At 66.4% G+C, this 17,179-nt stretch carries 17 protein-coding genes; 15 read left to right on the top strand and 2 right to left on the bottom strand.

What is annotated here, in order from left to right; all coding sequences use genetic code 11:
* The first annotated feature begins 44 nt into the window (after positions 1-44).
* The 9 genes from RO07_RS15875 to RO07_RS15835 all read left to right on the top strand — a co-directional run bounded on the left by RO07_RS15875 (position 45) and on the right by RO07_RS15835 (position 8,672).
* A complete protein-coding gene (locus RO07_RS15875; protein ID WP_039412154.1) occupies positions 45-1,118 on the top strand; it encodes an ABC transporter substrate-binding protein in 1,074 nt (357 codons plus the stop codon).
* A gap of 34 nt (positions 1,119-1,152) precedes the next feature.
* Positions 1,153-2,229 carry an ABC transporter ATP-binding protein gene (locus RO07_RS15870; protein WP_039412151.1) on the top strand — a complete coding sequence of 359 codons (1,077 nt, stop codon included), beginning with the start codon at positions 1,153-1,155 and terminating at the stop codon, positions 2,227-2,229.
* On the top strand, positions 2,226-3,170 hold the full coding sequence (locus RO07_RS15865) for an ABC transporter permease (protein WP_237171270.1): 945 nt from the start codon (positions 2,226-2,228) through the stop codon (positions 3,168-3,170). Before RO07_RS15870 ends, RO07_RS15865 begins: the two co-directional genes overlap by 4 nt.
* Before the next feature lie 20 nt (positions 3,171-3,190).
* The gene (locus RO07_RS15860; protein WP_039412148.1) at positions 3,191-3,994 is read left to right on the top strand and encodes an ABC transporter permease; all 804 of its coding nucleotides are present in this window, start codon (positions 3,191-3,193) and stop codon (positions 3,992-3,994) included.
* A gap of 3 nt (positions 3,995-3,997) precedes the next feature.
* Entirely contained in the window at positions 3,998-5,098 is a 1,101-nt protein-coding gene (locus RO07_RS15855) for an NAD(P)/FAD-dependent oxidoreductase (protein ID WP_039412144.1), read from the top strand.
* Entirely contained in the window at positions 5,076-5,384 is a 309-nt protein-coding gene (locus RO07_RS15850; protein WP_052267374.1) for a (2Fe-2S)-binding protein, read from the top strand. The genes RO07_RS15855 and RO07_RS15850 overlap by 23 nt, the downstream gene beginning before the upstream one ends.
* A complete protein-coding gene (locus RO07_RS15845) occupies positions 5,381-6,814 on the top strand; it encodes an FAD/NAD(P)-dependent oxidoreductase (protein ID WP_039412141.1) in 1,434 nt (477 codons plus the stop codon). Before RO07_RS15850 ends, RO07_RS15845 begins: the two co-directional genes overlap by 4 nt.
* 82 nt (positions 6,815-6,896) lie before the next feature.
* Positions 6,897-7,253 carry a RidA family protein gene (locus tag RO07_RS15840; protein ID WP_039412138.1) on the top strand — a complete coding sequence of 119 codons (357 nt, stop codon included), beginning with the start codon at positions 6,897-6,899 and terminating at the stop codon, positions 7,251-7,253.
* Positions 7,254-7,571: 318 nt separating this feature from the next.
* Positions 7,572-8,672: a sensor domain-containing diguanylate cyclase gene (locus RO07_RS15835; protein WP_052267373.1), complete on the top strand. Its 1,101-nt coding sequence runs from the start codon at positions 7,572-7,574 to the stop codon at positions 8,670-8,672.
* A gap of 61 nt (positions 8,673-8,733) precedes the next feature.
* Here the strand turns inward: RO07_RS15835 and RO07_RS15830 are convergent, their stop codons facing one another.
* Entirely contained in the window at positions 8,734-9,318 is a 585-nt protein-coding gene (locus tag RO07_RS15830) for a sigma-70 family RNA polymerase sigma factor (protein ID WP_084072644.1), read from the bottom strand.
* A gap of 383 nt (positions 9,319-9,701) precedes the next feature.
* Between RO07_RS15830 and RO07_RS15825 the strand changes: the two genes are divergently transcribed.
* From RO07_RS15825 to fhuF, 4 genes are all read left to right on the top strand, one after another.
* Positions 9,702-10,532: a 4'-phosphopantetheinyl transferase superfamily protein gene (locus RO07_RS15825; protein WP_160118112.1), complete on the top strand. Its 831-nt coding sequence runs from the start codon at positions 9,702-9,704 to the stop codon at positions 10,530-10,532.
* Between the two features lie 84 nt (positions 10,533-10,616).
* On the top strand, positions 10,617-10,844 hold the full coding sequence (panC, locus tag RO07_RS15820) for a pandorabactin biosynthesis protein PanC (RefSeq protein ID WP_039412136.1): 228 nt from the start codon (positions 10,617-10,619) through the stop codon (positions 10,842-10,844).
* Positions 10,834-11,583 (top strand): thioesterase II family protein, encoded by a 750-nt coding sequence (locus RO07_RS15815; RefSeq protein WP_039412133.1) that lies wholly within the window; start codon positions 10,834-10,836, stop codon positions 11,581-11,583. Before panC ends, RO07_RS15815 begins: the two co-directional genes overlap by 11 nt.
* Before the next feature lie 35 nt (positions 11,584-11,618).
* On the top strand, positions 11,619-12,506 hold the full coding sequence (fhuF, locus tag RO07_RS15810) for a siderophore-iron reductase FhuF (protein ID WP_160118113.1): 888 nt from the start codon (positions 11,619-11,621) through the stop codon (positions 12,504-12,506).
* Between the two features lie 137 nt (positions 12,507-12,643).
* Here fhuF and RO07_RS15805 read toward each other — a convergent pair whose 3' ends face one another.
* Positions 12,644-13,999 carry a lysine N(6)-hydroxylase/L-ornithine N(5)-oxygenase family protein gene (locus RO07_RS15805; RefSeq protein ID WP_039412130.1) on the bottom strand — a complete coding sequence of 452 codons (1,356 nt, stop codon included), beginning with the start codon at positions 13,997-13,999 and terminating at the stop codon, positions 12,644-12,646.
* A 360-nt stretch (positions 14,000-14,359) separates the two neighbouring features.
* On the opposite strand from RO07_RS15805, the gene RO07_RS15800 reads away from it, so the two are divergent.
* Positions 14,360-16,045, top strand: coding sequence for a cyclic peptide export ABC transporter (locus tag RO07_RS15800; protein WP_039412126.1), 1,686 nt, complete (start codon positions 14,360-14,362; stop codon positions 16,043-16,045).
* 70 nt (positions 16,046-16,115) lie between these two features.
* Positions 16,116-17,090 (top strand): TauD/TfdA family dioxygenase, encoded by a 975-nt coding sequence (locus RO07_RS15795; protein WP_052267370.1) that lies wholly within the window; start codon positions 16,116-16,118, stop codon positions 17,088-17,090.
* Positions 17,091-17,179: the final 89 nt, after the last annotated feature.

The raw sequence follows: 17,179 nt of genomic DNA, 5'->3' as shown, positions 1-17,179 counted from the left end.
GGCCATAACATCACATAACACTGCAACACGCAAGGAGCTTCCCGATGAAGACTGTCGTTCCCCAAACGCTTCGCAAGCTGGGCCGTGCGGCCCTCGTCACCGCTGGCGCCGGACTCGCTGGGCTTGTATTCGCCGCCACGACCGCGCATGCCGACACCACGCTGTACGTCGGCGCCTATGGCGGTTCGTTTGAGCAGATGCTCAAGAAGGACATCATTCCCGGATTCGAGCGGGCCAACCCGGGCACCAAGGTCGTGATCGTGCCGGGCGATTCGACGACGACGCTCGCGAAGCTCCAGGCGCAAAAAGGCAAGGCAGGCATGGACGTGGTCTTCCTCGACGACGGTCCGATGTATCAGGCGATCCAGATGGGCTTCTGCGGCAAGCTGGCCGAAGCGCCGGTCTATCACGATCTGTACGACATCGCGAAGTTCAAGAACGGCAGCGCCGTGGCCGCCGGCCTGATCGCCACGGGCATCGCCTACAACACACGGCTGTTCCAGGCGAAGGGCTGGTCGGCGCCGACGTCGTGGAAGGAACTGTCCGATCCGAAGTACAAGGGCAAGCTCGTGATGCCGAGCATCAAGAACACCTACGGACTGCACGCGCTGCTCGTCGAGTCGAAGCTCAACGGGGGCAGCGACACCAACATCGATCCGGGCTTCCGCGAGATGGAGAAGATCGCCCCGAACGTGCTGTCGTTCGATCCGTCGCCGGGCAAGATCGCCGAGCTGTTCCAGGCCGACGAAGTGGCCCTCGCCGTGTGGGGCAACGGTCGCGTGCAGGCATTGCGCCAGCAGGGGATTCCGGTCGAATTCGTCTACCCGAAGGAGGGCGCGGTGGCGCTCGGCATGGGCATGTGCGTGGTCGACAAGTCGGCCAACGATGCGCTCGCGCAGAAGTTCGTCCAGACGATTCTCTCGCCGCAGACGCAGGCCGTGCTCGCCGAGAGCCAGGGCGTGGCGCCCTCGAATCGCAAGACGCAGCTGTCGATGGCGGTGGCGGCCCGCGTGCCGTCGCCGGCGCAGATCGACAAGCTCGTGCGCGTCGACTGGGATGTGGTCAACGCCAAGCGCGCCGACTGGACGCAGCGTTGGAACCGTCAGATCGAGCGTTGATTGACCGAACCGCGCGCAGGAGATCACAAGCGTCATGAGCACCCCATATTTGCGTCTCGAACAACTCGGCAAGCGTTTCGGTGAAACCGTTGCCGTGGAAGGCGTCGACCTGTCGATAGCGCAGGGCGAGTTCATTTCCTTGCTCGGCCCCTCGGGCTGCGGCAAGACCACGACGTTGCAGATGATTGCAGGTTTCGTCGCGCCGAGCGTCGGGCGCATTCTGCTCGAAGGCCGCGATCTCACGCCGGTGCCGCCGGAAAAGCGCGGGCTCGGGATCGTCTTCCAGAGCTACGCACTGTTCCCGCACATGAGCGTCGCGCAGAACGTGGCGTTCGGTCTGGACATGCGTCGCGTGGACGCCGCCGCCAAGCAGCGTCGCGTGCGGGAAGCGCTGGAACTGGTGCATCTCGGTCAGCACGCGCAGCGCTATCCGCGCGAGCTCTCGGGCGGCCAGCGCCAGCGCGTGGCGCTCGCCCGTGCGCTCGTGATCGCGCCGCCCGTGCTGCTGCTCGACGAGCCGCTGTCGAACCTCGACGCGAAACTGCGCGAGCAGATGCAGGACGAGCTGCGCGCGATTCAACGCAAGGTCGGCACGACCACCATCATGGTCACGCACGATCAGGCCGAGGCACTGGCGATCAGCGACCGCGTGGTGTTGCTCAACATGGGGCGCGTGGTGCGCATCGATACGCCGCACGACGTCTACGAGGACCCGCGCGCCACGTTCGCCGCGCATTTCATCGGCCAGACCAATCTCATCACCGGTCGTCTCGACGTGCGCGGCGACGTGGCCGTGCTTGACGCCCGGGGACATCGACTGGCGGTCTCGCCGGGCGGCGGTCTGGCGTCGCACACCGGCAACGGCGGCCCGGCCACGTTCAGTCTGAGACCCGAGCGCATTCGTCTGACGTCCGCCACGGCGGGGCGTCTGGCCGGGCGAGTCGGTCAGCGCAGCTTCCACGGCAATCATTGGGTCTTCACCGTGAGCACGGCGCTGGGCGAGTTGCGCGTGCTCGTGGCCAACGACGGCGTGGCGGCCGCGAACGATGGGGAAGCGGTCGGGCTGGATTGGGCCGACGACGCACTGCGTCTCGTGCAGGAGGGCGCATGAACGCCGCAACGTCGAGGCCCACCCCTCCCGGCGCACCGGCAGTGCCGGACATGCTGGCCGTGCGGGCGCTGTCGCCGGAGGCGGCCCGCCATCGCCGCGCCGGCTGGGCGCTGGTCGTGCCGGCGACGCTGTACTTCGTGGTGCTGCTGGCGGTGCCGCTCGGGCTCACATTCGTGCTGAGTCTGCACGGTTTCGACGCGAACCTCGGCGGCGTGCTGCCCACGATCTCGCTGCAGCATTACGTCGACATCCTGACCGACAGCTATTTCTACGAGATTTTCCTGCGCACGCTGCTGCTCTCGGTCGGCGTCACGCTGCTGTGCGTGCTGGTCGGTGTGCCGGAGGCGTACTTCCTGTTTCGCATGCGCGATCCGTGGCGCTCGCTGTGTCTCGTGCTGGTGCTCGGTCCGCTGCTCATTTCGGTCGTCGTGCGCACGCTGGGCTGGTCGATCCTGCTCGGCCGCGAGGGCCTCATCAACACCGTGCTTGCCCGCCTGGGGCTCATCGAGCATCCGTTGCAGATGCTGTTCACGATGGGCGCGGTCACGGTGGCGCTCGTGCACGTGCTGGTGCCGCTCATGGTGCTCTCGGTGTGGACCTCGCTCACGCGCCTCGATCCGGCCGTGGCGAACGCCGCGCGCTCGCTGGGCGCCGGGCGGGCCACGGTGATGTGGCGCGTCGTGTTGCCGCAGATCACGCCGGGCATTCTGTCGGGCAGCCTCATCGTGTTCGCGCTCACGGCGAGCGCGTTTGCGACCCCGGCGCTCATCGGCGGACGTCGCCTGAAGGTCGTGGCCACCACCGCCTACGACGAATTCCTCGGCACGCTGAATTGGCCGCTGGGCGCCGCCATCGCCATCGTGCTGCTGATCGTGAACGTGGCGATCATCAGTGGTTACAACCGTGCACTCGAGAAGCGCTTCACGCGTCGTCTCGGCTGAGAGAAGAGGAAGGAGCGCCTATGAATCAGCATGATCGCAACGGTGCGGCCGCGCTCGCGTTTCACACGTTGTTTCTCGTCTTTATTCTCGCGCCGCTGGTCGTGGTGTGTCTGGTCGCCTTCACGCCGGACAATTTCCTGTCGATCCCGACGCAGCACTTCTCGCTGCGCTGGTTCACGTCGCTCATGAGCGACGAGGACTTCCAGTCGGCGCTGCGTACGAGCCTGTGGCTGGGCGTGACGTCGGCCACCGTTTCCACGGCGCTGGCGGTACCCACGGCGATGGGGCTCTCGCGCTATCGCTTTCCGGGGCGCGACGCCATCAATTCGTTCCTGCTCTCGCCGCTCATGATTCCGCCGGTGGTGCTGGGCATCGCGTTCCTGCGGCTGTTCACGCTGCTCGACATGGGCGGCTCGTTCGTGAGCCTGGTCGCATGCCATGCGCTGCTGATCTTCCCGTACGCGCTGCGGCTCATCATGGCGGCGCTCGCGGGACAGGCGGACGAAGCCGAGCGCGCGGCGCGCTCGCTGGGCGCGGGCCGCTGGACGACGTTCCGGCGCGTCACGCTCCCGGCGATCGTGCCGGGCGTGGCGGGCGGCTGGGTGCTGGCGTTCATCAACAGCTTCGACGAACTCACGGCCACCATCTTCGTGACCTCGCCCACGACGATCACGCTGCCGGTGCGCATCTACATGAACATGAGCGAGACGGTCGACCCGAGCGTCGCGGCGATCTCGACGCTGCTCATCGGGCTCACGTTGGCGGTCATGCTGGTGCTCGATCGCATCTACGGGCTCAACAAGGTTCTGGTTGGAAATCACTAAAACATGCAAAAGACATACGATATCGCCGTCATAGGCGGCGGCCTCGTCGGCATGGCGATCGCCTACGGGCTCGCCAAGCGCGGACAACGCGTCGTCGTGTGCGATGGCGAAGACAATTCGCTGCGTGCCGCACGCGGCAACTTCGGGCTGGTCTGGGTGCAAGGCAAGGGCTCGACCTGCACCAACTACGCGCGCTGGTCGCTGCACTCGGCCAACACGTGGCAGGGTTTCGCCGACGAGTTGCTGGCGAACACAGGCGTGTCGGTCGGCTTTCAACGCCCGGGCGGCTTCAACATCGCACAGACCCCCGAGGAACTCGCCGTCAAGACCGAGAGCATGCGACAGTTGCAGGCGGCCGAGCCGGCACTGTGCTACGAAGTGCTCGATCACGATGCGCTCGCCGAGCGTCTGCCGGCGATCGGCCCCGACGTGGCGGGCGCCATCTATTCGCCCAACGACGGCCACGTGAGCCCGCTGTACACACTGCGCGCGTTGTTCGCCGCGTTCGAGAAGGCGGGCGGCGAATATGCGCCCAACGTGCGCGTCACCGATATCCGGCCCGTGGGCAGCGCGTTTCGCGTGAAGGTGGGCAACGCGACGATCGACGCCGGACGCGTGGTGTTGGCCGCGGGGCTCGGCAACCGCGACCTCGCGCCGATGGTCGGGCTCAGTGCGCCAGTCAAGCCGTTGCGCGGCCAGATTCTCGTGACCGAGCGGGTCAAGCCGTTCCTCGCCTATCCCACGATCTATGTGCGTCAGACCGTCGAGGGCTCCGTGATGCTGGGCGACTCCGCGGAGGACGTGGGCTTCAACGACGGCGTGACGCCCGACGTGCTGGCCGACATCGCGCGGCGCGGCATCGCCCCGTTCCCGCTGCTCAAGAATGTGCGCGTCGTGCGCGCGTGGGGTGCGCTGCGCGTGATGACGGCGGATGGTTTGCCGATTTACGAGGCGTCCGAAGCCTGTCCCGGCGCGTTTCTCGCGACCTGCCACAGCGGCGTGACGCTTGCCGCCGCCCATTGTGAAACCATCGCGCCGTGGATTCTCGGCGCTGCGCGTCCCGCGCTTCTGGATCAGTTCTATGCCAAACGTTTCGCTGCTTAAGTCGCTGGCGCGCCAGGACGGCGCGACCGTGCGAGTGTTTATCGAGGGCGCGCCGGTCGAGGTGCCGCGCGATATGAATGTGGCCGCCGCGCTGCTGTTCGCCGGCGTGACGGCCTGCCGCACCACGCCCGTGTCGGGCAGCGAGCGCGCGCCGTTCTGCATGATGGGCGTGTGCTTCGACTGTCTCGTGGAAATCGACGGCGTGCCGAACCGCCAGGGCTGCATGACGCCGGTGCGTGAAGGCATGCAGGTGCGCCGCATGGACGGCGCGAGGAGTGTGGCATGAGTACCAAGGTTGTCGACCTGTTGATCGTGGGCGCCGGCCCGGCCGGACTGGCCGCCGCGCTCGAAGCGAAGCGCCACGGGCTCGCGCCGCTCGTCATCGACGAGAACACGCTGCCGGGCGGTCAGATCTACCGCAGCGTGAGCCGCTCGCCCCTGGCCGATCCGGGCGTGCTCGGGTCGGACTACCTGCGTGGACGCGCACTTGTCGATGCGTTCGCCGCGCAGGACATCGCCTACTGGCCGCAGACGCTCGCATGGCAGATCGGCGCGGACCGGCGCGTGTCGGTCACGCGGCAGAGCCCGGGCGGCGGCACGTTGCAGATCGAGGCGGGAGCCATTGTGCTCGCGACCGGCGCGCAGGAACGTCCGTTCCCGATTCCGGGCTGGACGCTGCCGGGCGTGATGGGCGTGGGCGCGGCGCAAACACTGCTCAAGGCCTCCGCGCTCGTGCCTCAATCGCCGGCGGTGCTGGCCGGATGCGGGCCGCTGCTCTACCTGTTCGCGTGGCAGCTTATCAATGCCGGCGTGCCTGTCCGTGCGATTCTCGACACCGCGCAGGCGGGCGGGCGGCGTGAGGCGTTGCGTCATGCCGGCGGTGCGTTGCGCGCGCCGTCTTACCTCATGAAGGGCTTCAAGCTGCTTCGCGCCATTCGAGCGGCGGGGGTTGAGCACGTGAAGCAGGTGCAGGCGCTGCGCGTGATCGGGCAGACGCGTGCCGAAGCCGTCGAGTATGTCGTGGACGGCCGGGCGTCGCGCATCGACACCGAGATGGTGCTGCTGCATCAGGGCGTGATCCCGAACACGCAGGTCACGCGCTCGGTCGGCTGCGAGCACGTCTGGGACGAGGCGCAGTTGTGCTGGCGCGTGCGCACGGACGCATGGGGCGAGACGAACCTTTCGGGCATTTTCGTCGCGGGCGACGGGGCCGGCATCGCCGGCGCTCTGGCGGCGGAGCCGTCGGGGCGACTTGCCGCGCTGCAGGCGGCGAAGCGTCTGGGCAAGCTCGACGCGGCCAAACGCGACTCCCGCGCGCTGACGTTGCGACGTGAACTCTCGGCGCACACGGCGATTCGGCCGTTCCTCGACGCCCTTTATCGGCCGGCAGAGGCGTTTCGCGTGCCGGCCGACGACAGCACCATCGTGTGCCGTTGCGAGGAGGTCACGGCCGGCGACGTGCGCAAGATGGCGGCGCTCGGCTGTGTCGGGCCCAACCAGACGAAGAGTTTTTCGCGGTGCGGCATGGGGCCATGCCAGGGCCGGTTCTGCGGTCAGACGGTGGCCGAACTGCTGGCGCAGGCGCAAGGATGCGCGGTCCCCGAAGTCGGCTACTACCGCATCCGTCCGCCGGTCAAGCCGGTCACGCTCGGCGAACTGGCGAGCGCCGTCGACACCCCCGAATTCCTGAGCGAGCGCGCAGGTTTCCCCAAGTAGGTGGGATCTCCCAGGCATCCCCGCCTGCTTTCTTTTATTCGACGTAGAGAACCTTCTGAAACTCTTTTTGGAGATGCAGTCAATGAGCGACATTCAACGCCATCACACCAACGCACGCATGAGTCGGGTCGTGGTTCACAACGGTACGGTCTACATCGGCGGCCAGACCGCGGACGATCGCAGTCAGGACATCACCGGCCAGATGCAGCAGGTGTTGGCGAAGATCGACGGCTATCTGAAGGACGCCGGCATCGACAAGTCGCGTCTGCTTTCGGCGCAGGTGTGGCTCAAGGACATCGAGTCGGACTTTGCCGGCATGAACGCCGTATGGGACGCCTGGACGAGCCCCGGCAACACGCCGACGCGCGCCACCGTGGAATCGCGACTGGCCGCCCCCGACCTGCTCGTCGAGATCGCCGTGATCGCGGCGGCGAAGTAAGCGGCGCCAGGAGGTAAGCGACGTCCGAATGCGTCGCGAGCCGGCGAGGCCTGCGGGAATCCGCAGGCCTTTTTGTTTTCGTCGCGGAGTGCCGCTCGAATTGTGGGGCGAGGTTGGTTGTCGGGCGGAAGGCCGATCAACGTTGTGGTGAGCGAAACGCGTCGATCCGTCGTCAACTCGCGCACTGGCGGGCGACAAGCACAGGCATAATGCGCGTGGCGGCCGGACCGGCCGCCACTCTCGATCGCGCGGTTTACCGCCGATTGTCCACGCAACATCCATCGAATCTTCACCCATTACGCCTCCGAATCCGGCGACATGAAGGACGCATCGACAAACCCGGCCATGCGCACCCAGACCAAACGAGGGCGGGACTTCTCTCGCCGTGTGCTGGGGCTGCGCAGTCTGGGCTGTGCATTGAGCGCAATTGCCGTCTACACGGCGATCCGGCACGCGGGCGCCTCGCATCTCGGCTATGGGATCTGGGCGCTCAACGCCTTTCTGTGGCCCGCGTTCGCCCACGCCATTGCGATGGCGTCGCCCGATCCGGTGTCGGCCGAGCGGCGCAATCTGCTGTGCGATTCAGCATTCGGCGGCGGCTGGGTGGTGGCCATGCAGTTCAGCGGCGCGCCGTCGGCCGTGCTCGTGTCCGTCCTGCTGATGCACAACGCGTCGGCAGGCGGCTATCGGCTGCTGCGCGACGGCGTGCTCGCGATGATTGGCGGCGGCCTCGTCATCGGCGCGATCGTCGGTTTCGCGTTCAAGACGGTCGTCGACTTCTCCGAGCTGTTGGCGAGCCTGCCGCTATTGCTGATCTATCCGACGCTCGTCGGGTTGACGAGCTTCCGGCTGGCGAAGCGTCTCGCACGAAGCGAGCGGACGCTGCGGCGCATCAGCGAGCAAGACGATCTGACCTCGCTGCTCAATCGCCGCTCGTGGATGCGGGCGCTGACGACATGCTATGCCGACAAGCGGGTCGGGCGCGGCGGCGCGGCGAGCATTGCGCTCATCGATATTGACGGATTCAAGGAGATCAACGACGTTCACGGACATCTGCAAGGCGATTCGCTCATTCGCATTCTGTCCGATGTACTCGTGAATCAGCTGGGCGCTCAGGACGTCAGCGGCCGGTACGGCGGCGACGAGTTCTGCGTGCTGTTCGACGGGCAATCGGCCGAGAAGGCGCGCAGGAAGCTCGAGCGGGTGCGCGCCGCATTCGCCGAGGCGACGCGCGGGCTCGACGCGTCGGGCAGCGTGACGCTGAGCGTTGGCGTAGCGAACTACGACGCCGATCTGGGGTCGCCGACGGCCTGGCTGGCGCTGGCCGATGGTGCGCTCTATGCAGCCAAGCGTTCCGGCAAGGACCGCGTCGTGGTCGCACGCGCCGGCGGCGGCTTCGAGGGAGCGGTGCTGCCTTAGCGGGTAGAGCGGGTAGGGAGGGGCGGCATCTGCCCGAGCGTTCCACTCGTCGTCCAGCCGCTCAATTCGGGCCATTGGTCGCCGCGTTGATCCACGGCGTGAGCGCCTGTCGCGCGTCCTGCATCATGAAGTTCACGAGCGTGGTCGACACGCCCAGCGACTGGGCGATTTCACGCTGCGTGCAATCGTCGAAGTAATACATCTCGAAGACGGTGCGAGTGCGCTCGGGCAGCGTCTTGAGACGCTCGATCATGCCGGCGATCATCTGTCGCGCGGTGACTTGCGCTTCGGGCGAGGCGTCCCGGTCCGGCACGTCGATGGCTTCATCCTCCACCGTGAACACGCGGTTCTCGATCTGCTGACGGCGGTAGCCGTCGAGCGCGAGGTTGCGCACGACCTGCATCACGTAACTGGCCGGATGTCGCACGGGGCAGGCGCTGCGGGCGTCGCACAGCTTGATGTAGGCGTCCTGCACGACGTCTTCCGCACGGCAGGGACAACCGAGAATGCGCATAGCCAGCCCGACGAGGGCGCGCCGATGCGTGACGAAAATCTGTCCCACCACACCGTCCTGCGCGACATCGTCGCACACGGGGGACCTGCCGGGATGCCCGGCGTAACGGCACTGCTGGCACTGCTCGCTCATGCTTTTGCCTCCAACTCGGCATCGAAAGCACTACCGCGTAGTGACGCATTGCGAGCATCGCCTGGCACGCGGCTCGAGCGCGCCTTCGGGAGCGCATGTCCGGCCGATGACAAAACGACAGGCGAACGCCGCCGGGAGCGGCGCCCAAAGCGCGTTCCGACACGACAGTGCAGAGTTAGACAGGACTACTGATCGTCTGCTGCACGCGCTGTCGATCCGTGGCCCGCGAACCGCCGCACGGCCCCGGCATGCCCATTCACATTCATTCTCACAGGGCGCGAAGCAAATTTAATGTAAACAATAGTGAAAATGATAACGATTTGCAATTAATATTTTGATACTCGAGTTTCAGCCAATGTTTGATTCTTAGTTTCGTTATGCCAATGAGTGCAACTTTGCGGTTCATCAGGATTCCCGAATCCGGCGGTTCAGACGGCTCCGACGATTCGGGCCAGGCGGCCGCCGTATTCGCCCCGACCGACCTGCGCGCCCCGTTCACCCTGTCTGGGGAGGAACTGGCGCGTATGGCGCGATGGCGGCGTGAAGCGGATCGTCTGCGCTTTGCCGCCACGCGTGTGGCGCTGCGTGAGATGCTGGGCCAGGAATTGAGCATTGCCCCAGCCGAGGTGGCGCTCGAGACCGGCGAGCACGGCCGGCCGAAGCTGGCCGGTGGCGAAGGGCGACTCGACTTCAACGAGAGCCATGCGGGCCAATGGGGACTGATCGCCTGCGTGCGTGGCGCTCGCATCGGCGTGGATGTCGAGCGCGTCGATGCCGTGACCGATCCGCGCGAACTTTGGCAAGCGTGCCTTCACCCTTGCGAGCAGCAGATGCTCACCCGGCTCGGCGGATGGAGCGGTGCTCACGCGCGAGAGGCGTTTCACTGGCTGTGGTGTGCCAAGGAGGCTGCGTTCAAGGCGCTGGGGACGGGGCTGCAGGAGGGGCTTCCGATGCTGAGCCTGGATGTGGCGCGTCTGTGGCGGCAGGTCGAGGCAATGGGAGGGATGTTCGACGCGGGCCGCCCGCCGGTATTGCCGGATGTCCCCCTGGCCTGGCGTGTCCACGACGAAGCACTGATTCGGGCGCTTGCCGGCATGACGCTGCATCTGCTTCCTGCTCCGCCGGGCTACGGTGCGGCCGTGGCGCTGCTGCCGGTCGCGTCGATGGCGCCAACCGCGTTAGTCGTGCGGGCGGAGGCGCGGCGGCGGGGCTAAATCGGGCGGCGCCTGAGCCGTCTACTCGAAGGAGCCGGGCGCAGCTCGCGCCTCGCATAACAATTGCCTATAGAGGAGCCATCGATGAGTTTCGACGACGAGAACGGCGTGTTCCGTGTGGTCATCAACGACGAAGAACAGTACGCCATCTGGCCCGACTACCGCCCTGTCCCGGCGGGCTGGCGCGAAGTGGGTGTGAGCGGCAACAAGGCGACGTGCCTGGCGCACATCGAGACGGTGTGGACCGACATGCGGCCTCGCAGCCTGCGCGAACATCTGGCAGCACAGGGCGACGGGCGCCATGGCGTTTGACGTATGCCACCTGTTGTGTCTGCCGTGCGCCGGAGGCAGTGCCACGGTGTACGCCCGCTGGGCGCAAGCCGCGCCGTCGTGGCTGGCGGTGCGGCCGCTCGAACTGCCGGGGCGTGGCACGCGTCATCGCGAGCCGCTCTCTTCCGATCCACACCTGCTGGCGGACCAGTTGAGCGAAGAGTGCCTGGCGCAGCACATCGGGCCGGGCACGCGTTTCGCGTTGTTCGGGCATAGCCTGGGCGGGCTGTTGGCATTTGAAATCGCGCACCGACTGCACGCGCGCGGTTGCACGCCGGTGGCGCTGTTCGTCGCGGCAAGCCGTGCGCCCGCCACGCGCGACGACAGCCGCTATGCGGCATTGCGCGACGACGCCGACGTGCTGGCGGAGATGCGTGCGCTGGGCGGCACGCCCGACGCACTGCTCGCCGAGCCTGAGTTGATGGCAATGGTGTTGCCGGTGATCAAGGCCGATTTCCAGTTGTGCGGGCGCTATCGCCGCCCTTCGCCGCAAGCGCGCGGTCCGTTGCCCGTACCCATTCATGCGCTTGCCGGGCGGCGCGACGCGTTCGCCCCCGAAGTGCTCGACGACTGGCGCTGCGAGACCGATGCAAGGTACGAGCGGACCGACTTCGATGGCGATCACTTCTTCGTGCGTGACGATCCGGCGCATCTGCTGGCCGTGATCGCCAACGGACTGGCGCCGGTCATGCACTCGCCGCGTCCCGCGACCTGCGCGTGACGCGGCTGCGCGACAAGGGAGGAATGCAGGGAGCGATGTCGAACGCCATCAGTGCCGTCACTGCGGGAAATTTCGATCTGGCAGCGAGCCTGCCCGATGCCATTCGTGCCGAGCTCGGACCCTTGTGTGCCGGGCTCGACTTTGGCACGCCCGCATCCCATGCGGGACTGCCGGGCGACGATGTCGTCGCGTTGAGCGCGCTGGGCGAGCATCTGCCGGAAATGTTCGACGGGGTGCGACGGATCGTGCCTGGCGTCGAGCCGCGTGCGCTGATGTCGCAATGGAGCAAGTTCCATTTCCGTGCGGTGCTGCCGGCCGCGTTGGCGATCGTCATCGTGCACGGTCGCCCGTTGACGCTCGACCCCCGTACGTGCGCGATCGTGCTGCGCGGCGGTTTGCCTGTGCAGGTGCGCTTCGCGTCCGATGCCTGGACGCCGCCGGGGCAGGCGGCACACGACGCCGTTCCGACTCCGCCGCCGGCGGTTCGCTTCGCCTCGTTGCTGCACGACTATCTGCCCGCCGCGATCGCCGCCATGCACGCCGCCGCTGGGGTCTCGCCGCGCGTGTTGTGGAGCAACGTGGGCAATCTGTTCGAGTTCATCGTGGCGCACATGCGGCAGGTGCCTTCGCTCGCCCAGCGTGCATCGCAGGACTATACGTGGCTCTTCGAGGCCGACGCGGGATTCGGCAGCACGGGAGACAATCCGCTGTTCCGCACGGTGCGCTATGTCTCGCCGCCTTCGCCGGCAATGCCCGCGCCGATGCGGGCGCGGCGCGTGTGCTGCCTGCGCTATCAACTCGCGGGAAAGGGCACCCGGTGCGACGAGGCGCTGCTGTGCGGCAGTTGCCCGTTGCTGCTCACCATGACGCATGGCCAACTGGCGCGCCAATTGGCCTTGCAGGCCGAAGGCGCGCCGCAGTAATTCGCGATCCCTCTCGCGCTTTCCCATTCTCCCGCGCGTTCGTTCCCGTCGTTTTTCCGGCGCCTGCGGACGTGCGGCACCGCGGTGCCGCCTCGCATGAAGGGTCGTGGGCCGTGGGGTAGGGGTGGGGTGGGTCGTCAGCCGACCAGGGCGGCAATGCGCGATGCAGGCGCCTCGGCTTGCGGCGGCGCATGTGCGAGCAGCGACGCCGCAATCTCGGCCGAACGAATCGCCAGGACCGACAGCAGCGTGTCGGACAAGCCGTGCGTCGACTCGCAGTACCCTTGCAGGTAGATGCCGGGCAGGAAGTCGGCATGCGCGCGCAGACGGTAATCGCGCTCGCCGTCGAAGCCGTCCAGCCAGGGGCGTACGTCGGTCAGCAGATGCTCGTGCGTGCGGCGTTCGTAGCCGGTCGCGAGGACCACCGCATCGTAGTGCTGCGTAACGTGCCTGCCTGTGAGTCGCTCGTGCATGTGCAGTGTGAGGTGATCGTCGTGCGCTTCGACATCTTCGATCTCGTGACAGGTCAGCAGCGCGCGATGGCCGTGGCCGTCGACGCGCTGCTGGTATAGCACGTCGTAGATGCGGGCGATGAGATCGTCGTCGACGACCGCATAGTTGGTGTTGCGGAATTCGCCCAGGATGCGCTCGCGCTGCTCGACCGGCTGGGCATAGATGAAGTCGGTGAATTGCGGGTCGAATATCTCGTTGACGAACGGACTGCTGTCCGCGGGCTTGAGCGCACGGCCGCGCATGACGAGATCGACCTGCGCGTGCGGCCACTGCTCGGCCAGATCGAGGAAGATCTCGGCGGCGCTTTGCCCGCCGCCGATCACGGCGACACGACGGGGCGGTGCGTCGCCATTGAGCGCAGCCACGCGCGCCAGATACTGCGACGAGTGAAAGAGCCTCGGATGCCCGGCGGCATTCAGCGATGCGAACACGGGCGGGACATGCGGCGTGCCGCCCGCGCCGAGAATGACGTTGCGCGCTCGCCGCACCTGCGTCTCGCCTTGCGCGTTGCGTGAATGGACGTGCAACGCCACGACCTGCTCGCGCTCGATCACGGGAGAGATGCCAATCACCGTCTCGCCGTAGGCGCATTGCGCGTGGAACTGCGCCGCGGCCCAGCGCAGGTAATCGTTGTACTCGCGCCGCGTCGGGTAGTGGCTCTGCAGGTTGATGAACGCGGAAAGCCGCGCTTTCTCGTGCAGATAGTTGATGAACGTGAAGCGGCTGCGCGGATTTCGCAACGTGGCCAGATCCTTGAGGTAGGCGATCTGCATGCGGCTGTTCGAGAGCAGCATGTTGCCGTGCCAGGCGAACTCCGGCTGCTTCTCGAGAAAGAGGAAGCGGGCCGGGCCGAGTCGCTGGCCACAGTGCTCCTCGAGAGCGATGGCCAGCGCCAGATTTGACGGGCCGAAGCCTACGCCGATCAGGTCGTGGGTAAGGGAAGGATTGGACGTTGTGGACGGTTCGGTACTTGCGTGCATGAGGGCCTCGGCAAGGTCATCCGGAGAAATTTCCCGGACCCTGAATCAGGGGGTACGGACCGGCGCATTGCCGCGCCGCAGTACGGCGAAGCAACGGTGCGCACAGGGTGTTTTCCCAAAAGACGAGACGCTTGCTGTGAAATTTACCCGGCATCCGCGTGACTCACGCATGACTCGCGCCGCCTCCCCTCGGCGGGCAAATTTCCGGCTGTCTGGATCGTCTTTGAGCATAAGGGGAGAAGGGAACAAGGGGGGGCGTCATGCCGCAATCCCGCCGATTCCGCCGATCCTTGTGACGACAACGAGATCCTCTGTGCCGCCGATTCCGGGTGGTGAGCGGGTCGCCCTGCGGAGAGCTTCGTGTTCCTGTTTCTGTTCCTGTTGCGTGCGTCGCGCTGGCTGCTGACCGCCGCCGTGCTCGCCAGCCTCGCCTGCGGTGTGGCCAACGTCACGCTGATTGCTTCGATCAATCGTGCGCTCGGTGCGAGCGCGGACGAACTCGGTTCGCTGGCCTGGCGCTTCGCGGCGCTGGCCGTGCTGTCGATGCTCGCCCAGATGTGCGCCGGCGCCTTGTTCACGCGTCTGGGGCAGCGCACGCTGGCCGAGCTGCGTCGCCACGTCTCGCGCATCATCGTGAATGCACCGCTGCGCGTGGTGGAGTCGACCGGAGGCGCACGGGTGCAGTCCGTGCTCGCGGACGACGCCAATCACGTCGCCAACTTCTTCATCGGTTTGCCGACGCTGGTGATGAACGGTTCCATCGTCACCGGGTGCTTTCTCTATCTGGCGATCCTGTCGTGGCCGATCTTCCTGATGGCCTGTGTGGCGATCGGTCTGGGTGCGCTCGGCTATCACATCAGCCATACGAAGGTGATTCGCTACCTGCGCACCGCCGGGAAGCGCCAGGACGAACTTTTCGGACACTTCCAGACGCTCGCCTCGGGCGCGAAGGAACTCAAGCTCAACCGCCGTCGCGCCGACGCGTTCCTGGCGCGCGTGCTGGGCGTGGCCATCGAGGCGGTGCGCGAGAACCGCTCGCGCGGCCTCACCCTGTTCATCTTCTCGGTGAGCTGGGTGCGCTTCCTGTTCTTCGCGCTGATCGGGCTCGTGCTGTTCGTGCTGGTGGGGGCGACCTCCGGCGGTGTGCACGTGGCGACCGGCTACGCCATCGTGTTTCTGTACATGGTGACGCCGCTCGAGGCGATGCTCAACAACATTCCGCTGCTGACGATGGCGCGCGTGGCGAGCGAGCGCATCCAGAAGGTGACCGAGGCCATGCGCAGCGAGGAGGCGAGCGCGTCCGACACGCGGCCCAGCGGCTCACTGCTCGTGCGGCTGCACGGCATCACGCACAGCTACTACCACGAGCAGCAGGACGAGATCTTCCGCTTGGGGCCCATCGATCTGACGTTCAGGCCCGGCGAGATCACGTTCCTGATCGGCGGCAACGGGAGCGGCAAGACGTCGCTCGCGAAGTTGCTCACGGGACTGTACGTGCCGGAGAGTGGTGAAATCGTGTGGAACGGTCAGCCGGTCGATGCCAGCAATCGCGATCGTTATCGCCAGCTGTTCTCCGCGATCTTCTTCGACTTCCATCTGTTCGAGACGCTGCTGGGCGCGGACGATGCGCAGACCGATCCGGCGCGCATCGACGCCTTCGCCGCGCGCTGGCTTGCCCGTCTGCATCTTCAACACAAGGTAAGCGTGACGAACGGCGCGTTCTCCACGCGAGATCTCTCGCAGGGGCAGCGCAAGCGGCTCGCGCTGGTGGCGGCGTGCGTCGAGGATCGTCCGTTCCTCGTGTTCGACGAGTGGGCGGCGGACCAGGACCCGGCGTTCAAGGAGGTCTTCTATCGCGAAATCCTGCCGGAGCTCAAGGCGCAGGGCAAGACCGTGCTCGTGATTTCGCACGACGATCGCTACTTCGCGCTCGCCGACCGGCTGGTGAAGATGGAGAACGGTCAACTGGTCGCCGACGATGCGGTCGTGCACGCAGGTCCGGCGTCGGCAGCGGAAAAACCGCAATCGTCCGCGCGAAGGACTTAAATTGCGCGCGTGAGGATCGTCCTTGATAAGGCGGCGCGATTTGCGCCGCGGTTTCGTTGAGGATCCAATCATGCTCGATACGATGCTCGATGTGCGTGCCCTGCGCACCGAAGGTGGCTTGCCGATGGTGGTCGAGCCGCGCGATGCCGGTGTGCCGATCGACGCAGCAGGCAGCGCCCTGCATGCGCTGGTGGAGGAATATCTGCCGACGCACGGCGGCGTTCTGTTCCGGGGCTTTCGCGTCGACGGCGACGCCGCCTTCCGCGAGTTCGCCGCGTCGTTCGGCCACGCGCTGCTTACCTACGAATTCGGCTCCACGCCGCGCAGCAAGGTCGCCCAGGGCGTCTACACGTCCACCGAGTACCCGCCGCACCAGCACATCCCTCTACACAACGAACAATCGTACACGCGCGATTGGCCCATGAAGATCTGGTTCCATTGCGTGCAGGCGGCGCAGGAGGGCGGCGAGACGCCCATCGCCGACAGCCGTCGCGTCTACGCGCGTCTGCCGCGGGATCTGCGCGAGCGTTTCGCGAAAAAGGGGCTGATGTACGTGCGCAACTTCGGCAACGGCTTCGACGTGCCGTGGTCGCAGGTCTTCAACACCGAGGATCGTGCCGAAGTCGAAGCCTATTGCCGTGCGCACCGCATCGCGTGCGAGTGGAAGGAGGACGGCGAGCTGCGCACGCGTCAGGTGTGTCAGGCCGTGGCGCAGCATCCGGCGACCGGCGACTGGGTCTGGTTCAACCAGGCGCACCTGTTCCACATCTCGAATCTCGAACCCGACGTGCGCGAGACGCTGCTGGACGTCGTGGGCGAGGAGGACCTGCCGCGCAACGTGTACTACGGCGACGGCAGTCCCCTCGAAGAGGAGGCGCTCGCCACCATTCGCCATGTTCTGGAAGCCGAGAAGATCAGCTTCCCGTGGCACAGCGGCGACGTGCTGATGCTCGACAACATGCTCGCCGCTCACGCGCGTTCGCCGTTCAAGGGCCCGCGCAAGGTGGTCGTGGCAATGGCGCAGGCGCACGGCGCCGACCGCTGAAATGCGCCGCGGGCGCTGCCCGCGCCTGCGCCTGCACGTTTGTGCTTCTGCGCCCCAATTTTCGAATTCGTCCCTGCTTCGCGAGTCGC

The sequence above is a fragment of the Pandoraea pulmonicola genome (genome assembly GCF_000815105.2).
In the GTDB taxonomy this organism is placed as follows: Bacteria; Pseudomonadota; Gammaproteobacteria; order Burkholderiales; family Burkholderiaceae; genus Pandoraea; species Pandoraea pulmonicola.
This window is presented reverse-complemented; position numbering and strand designations above follow the sequence as displayed.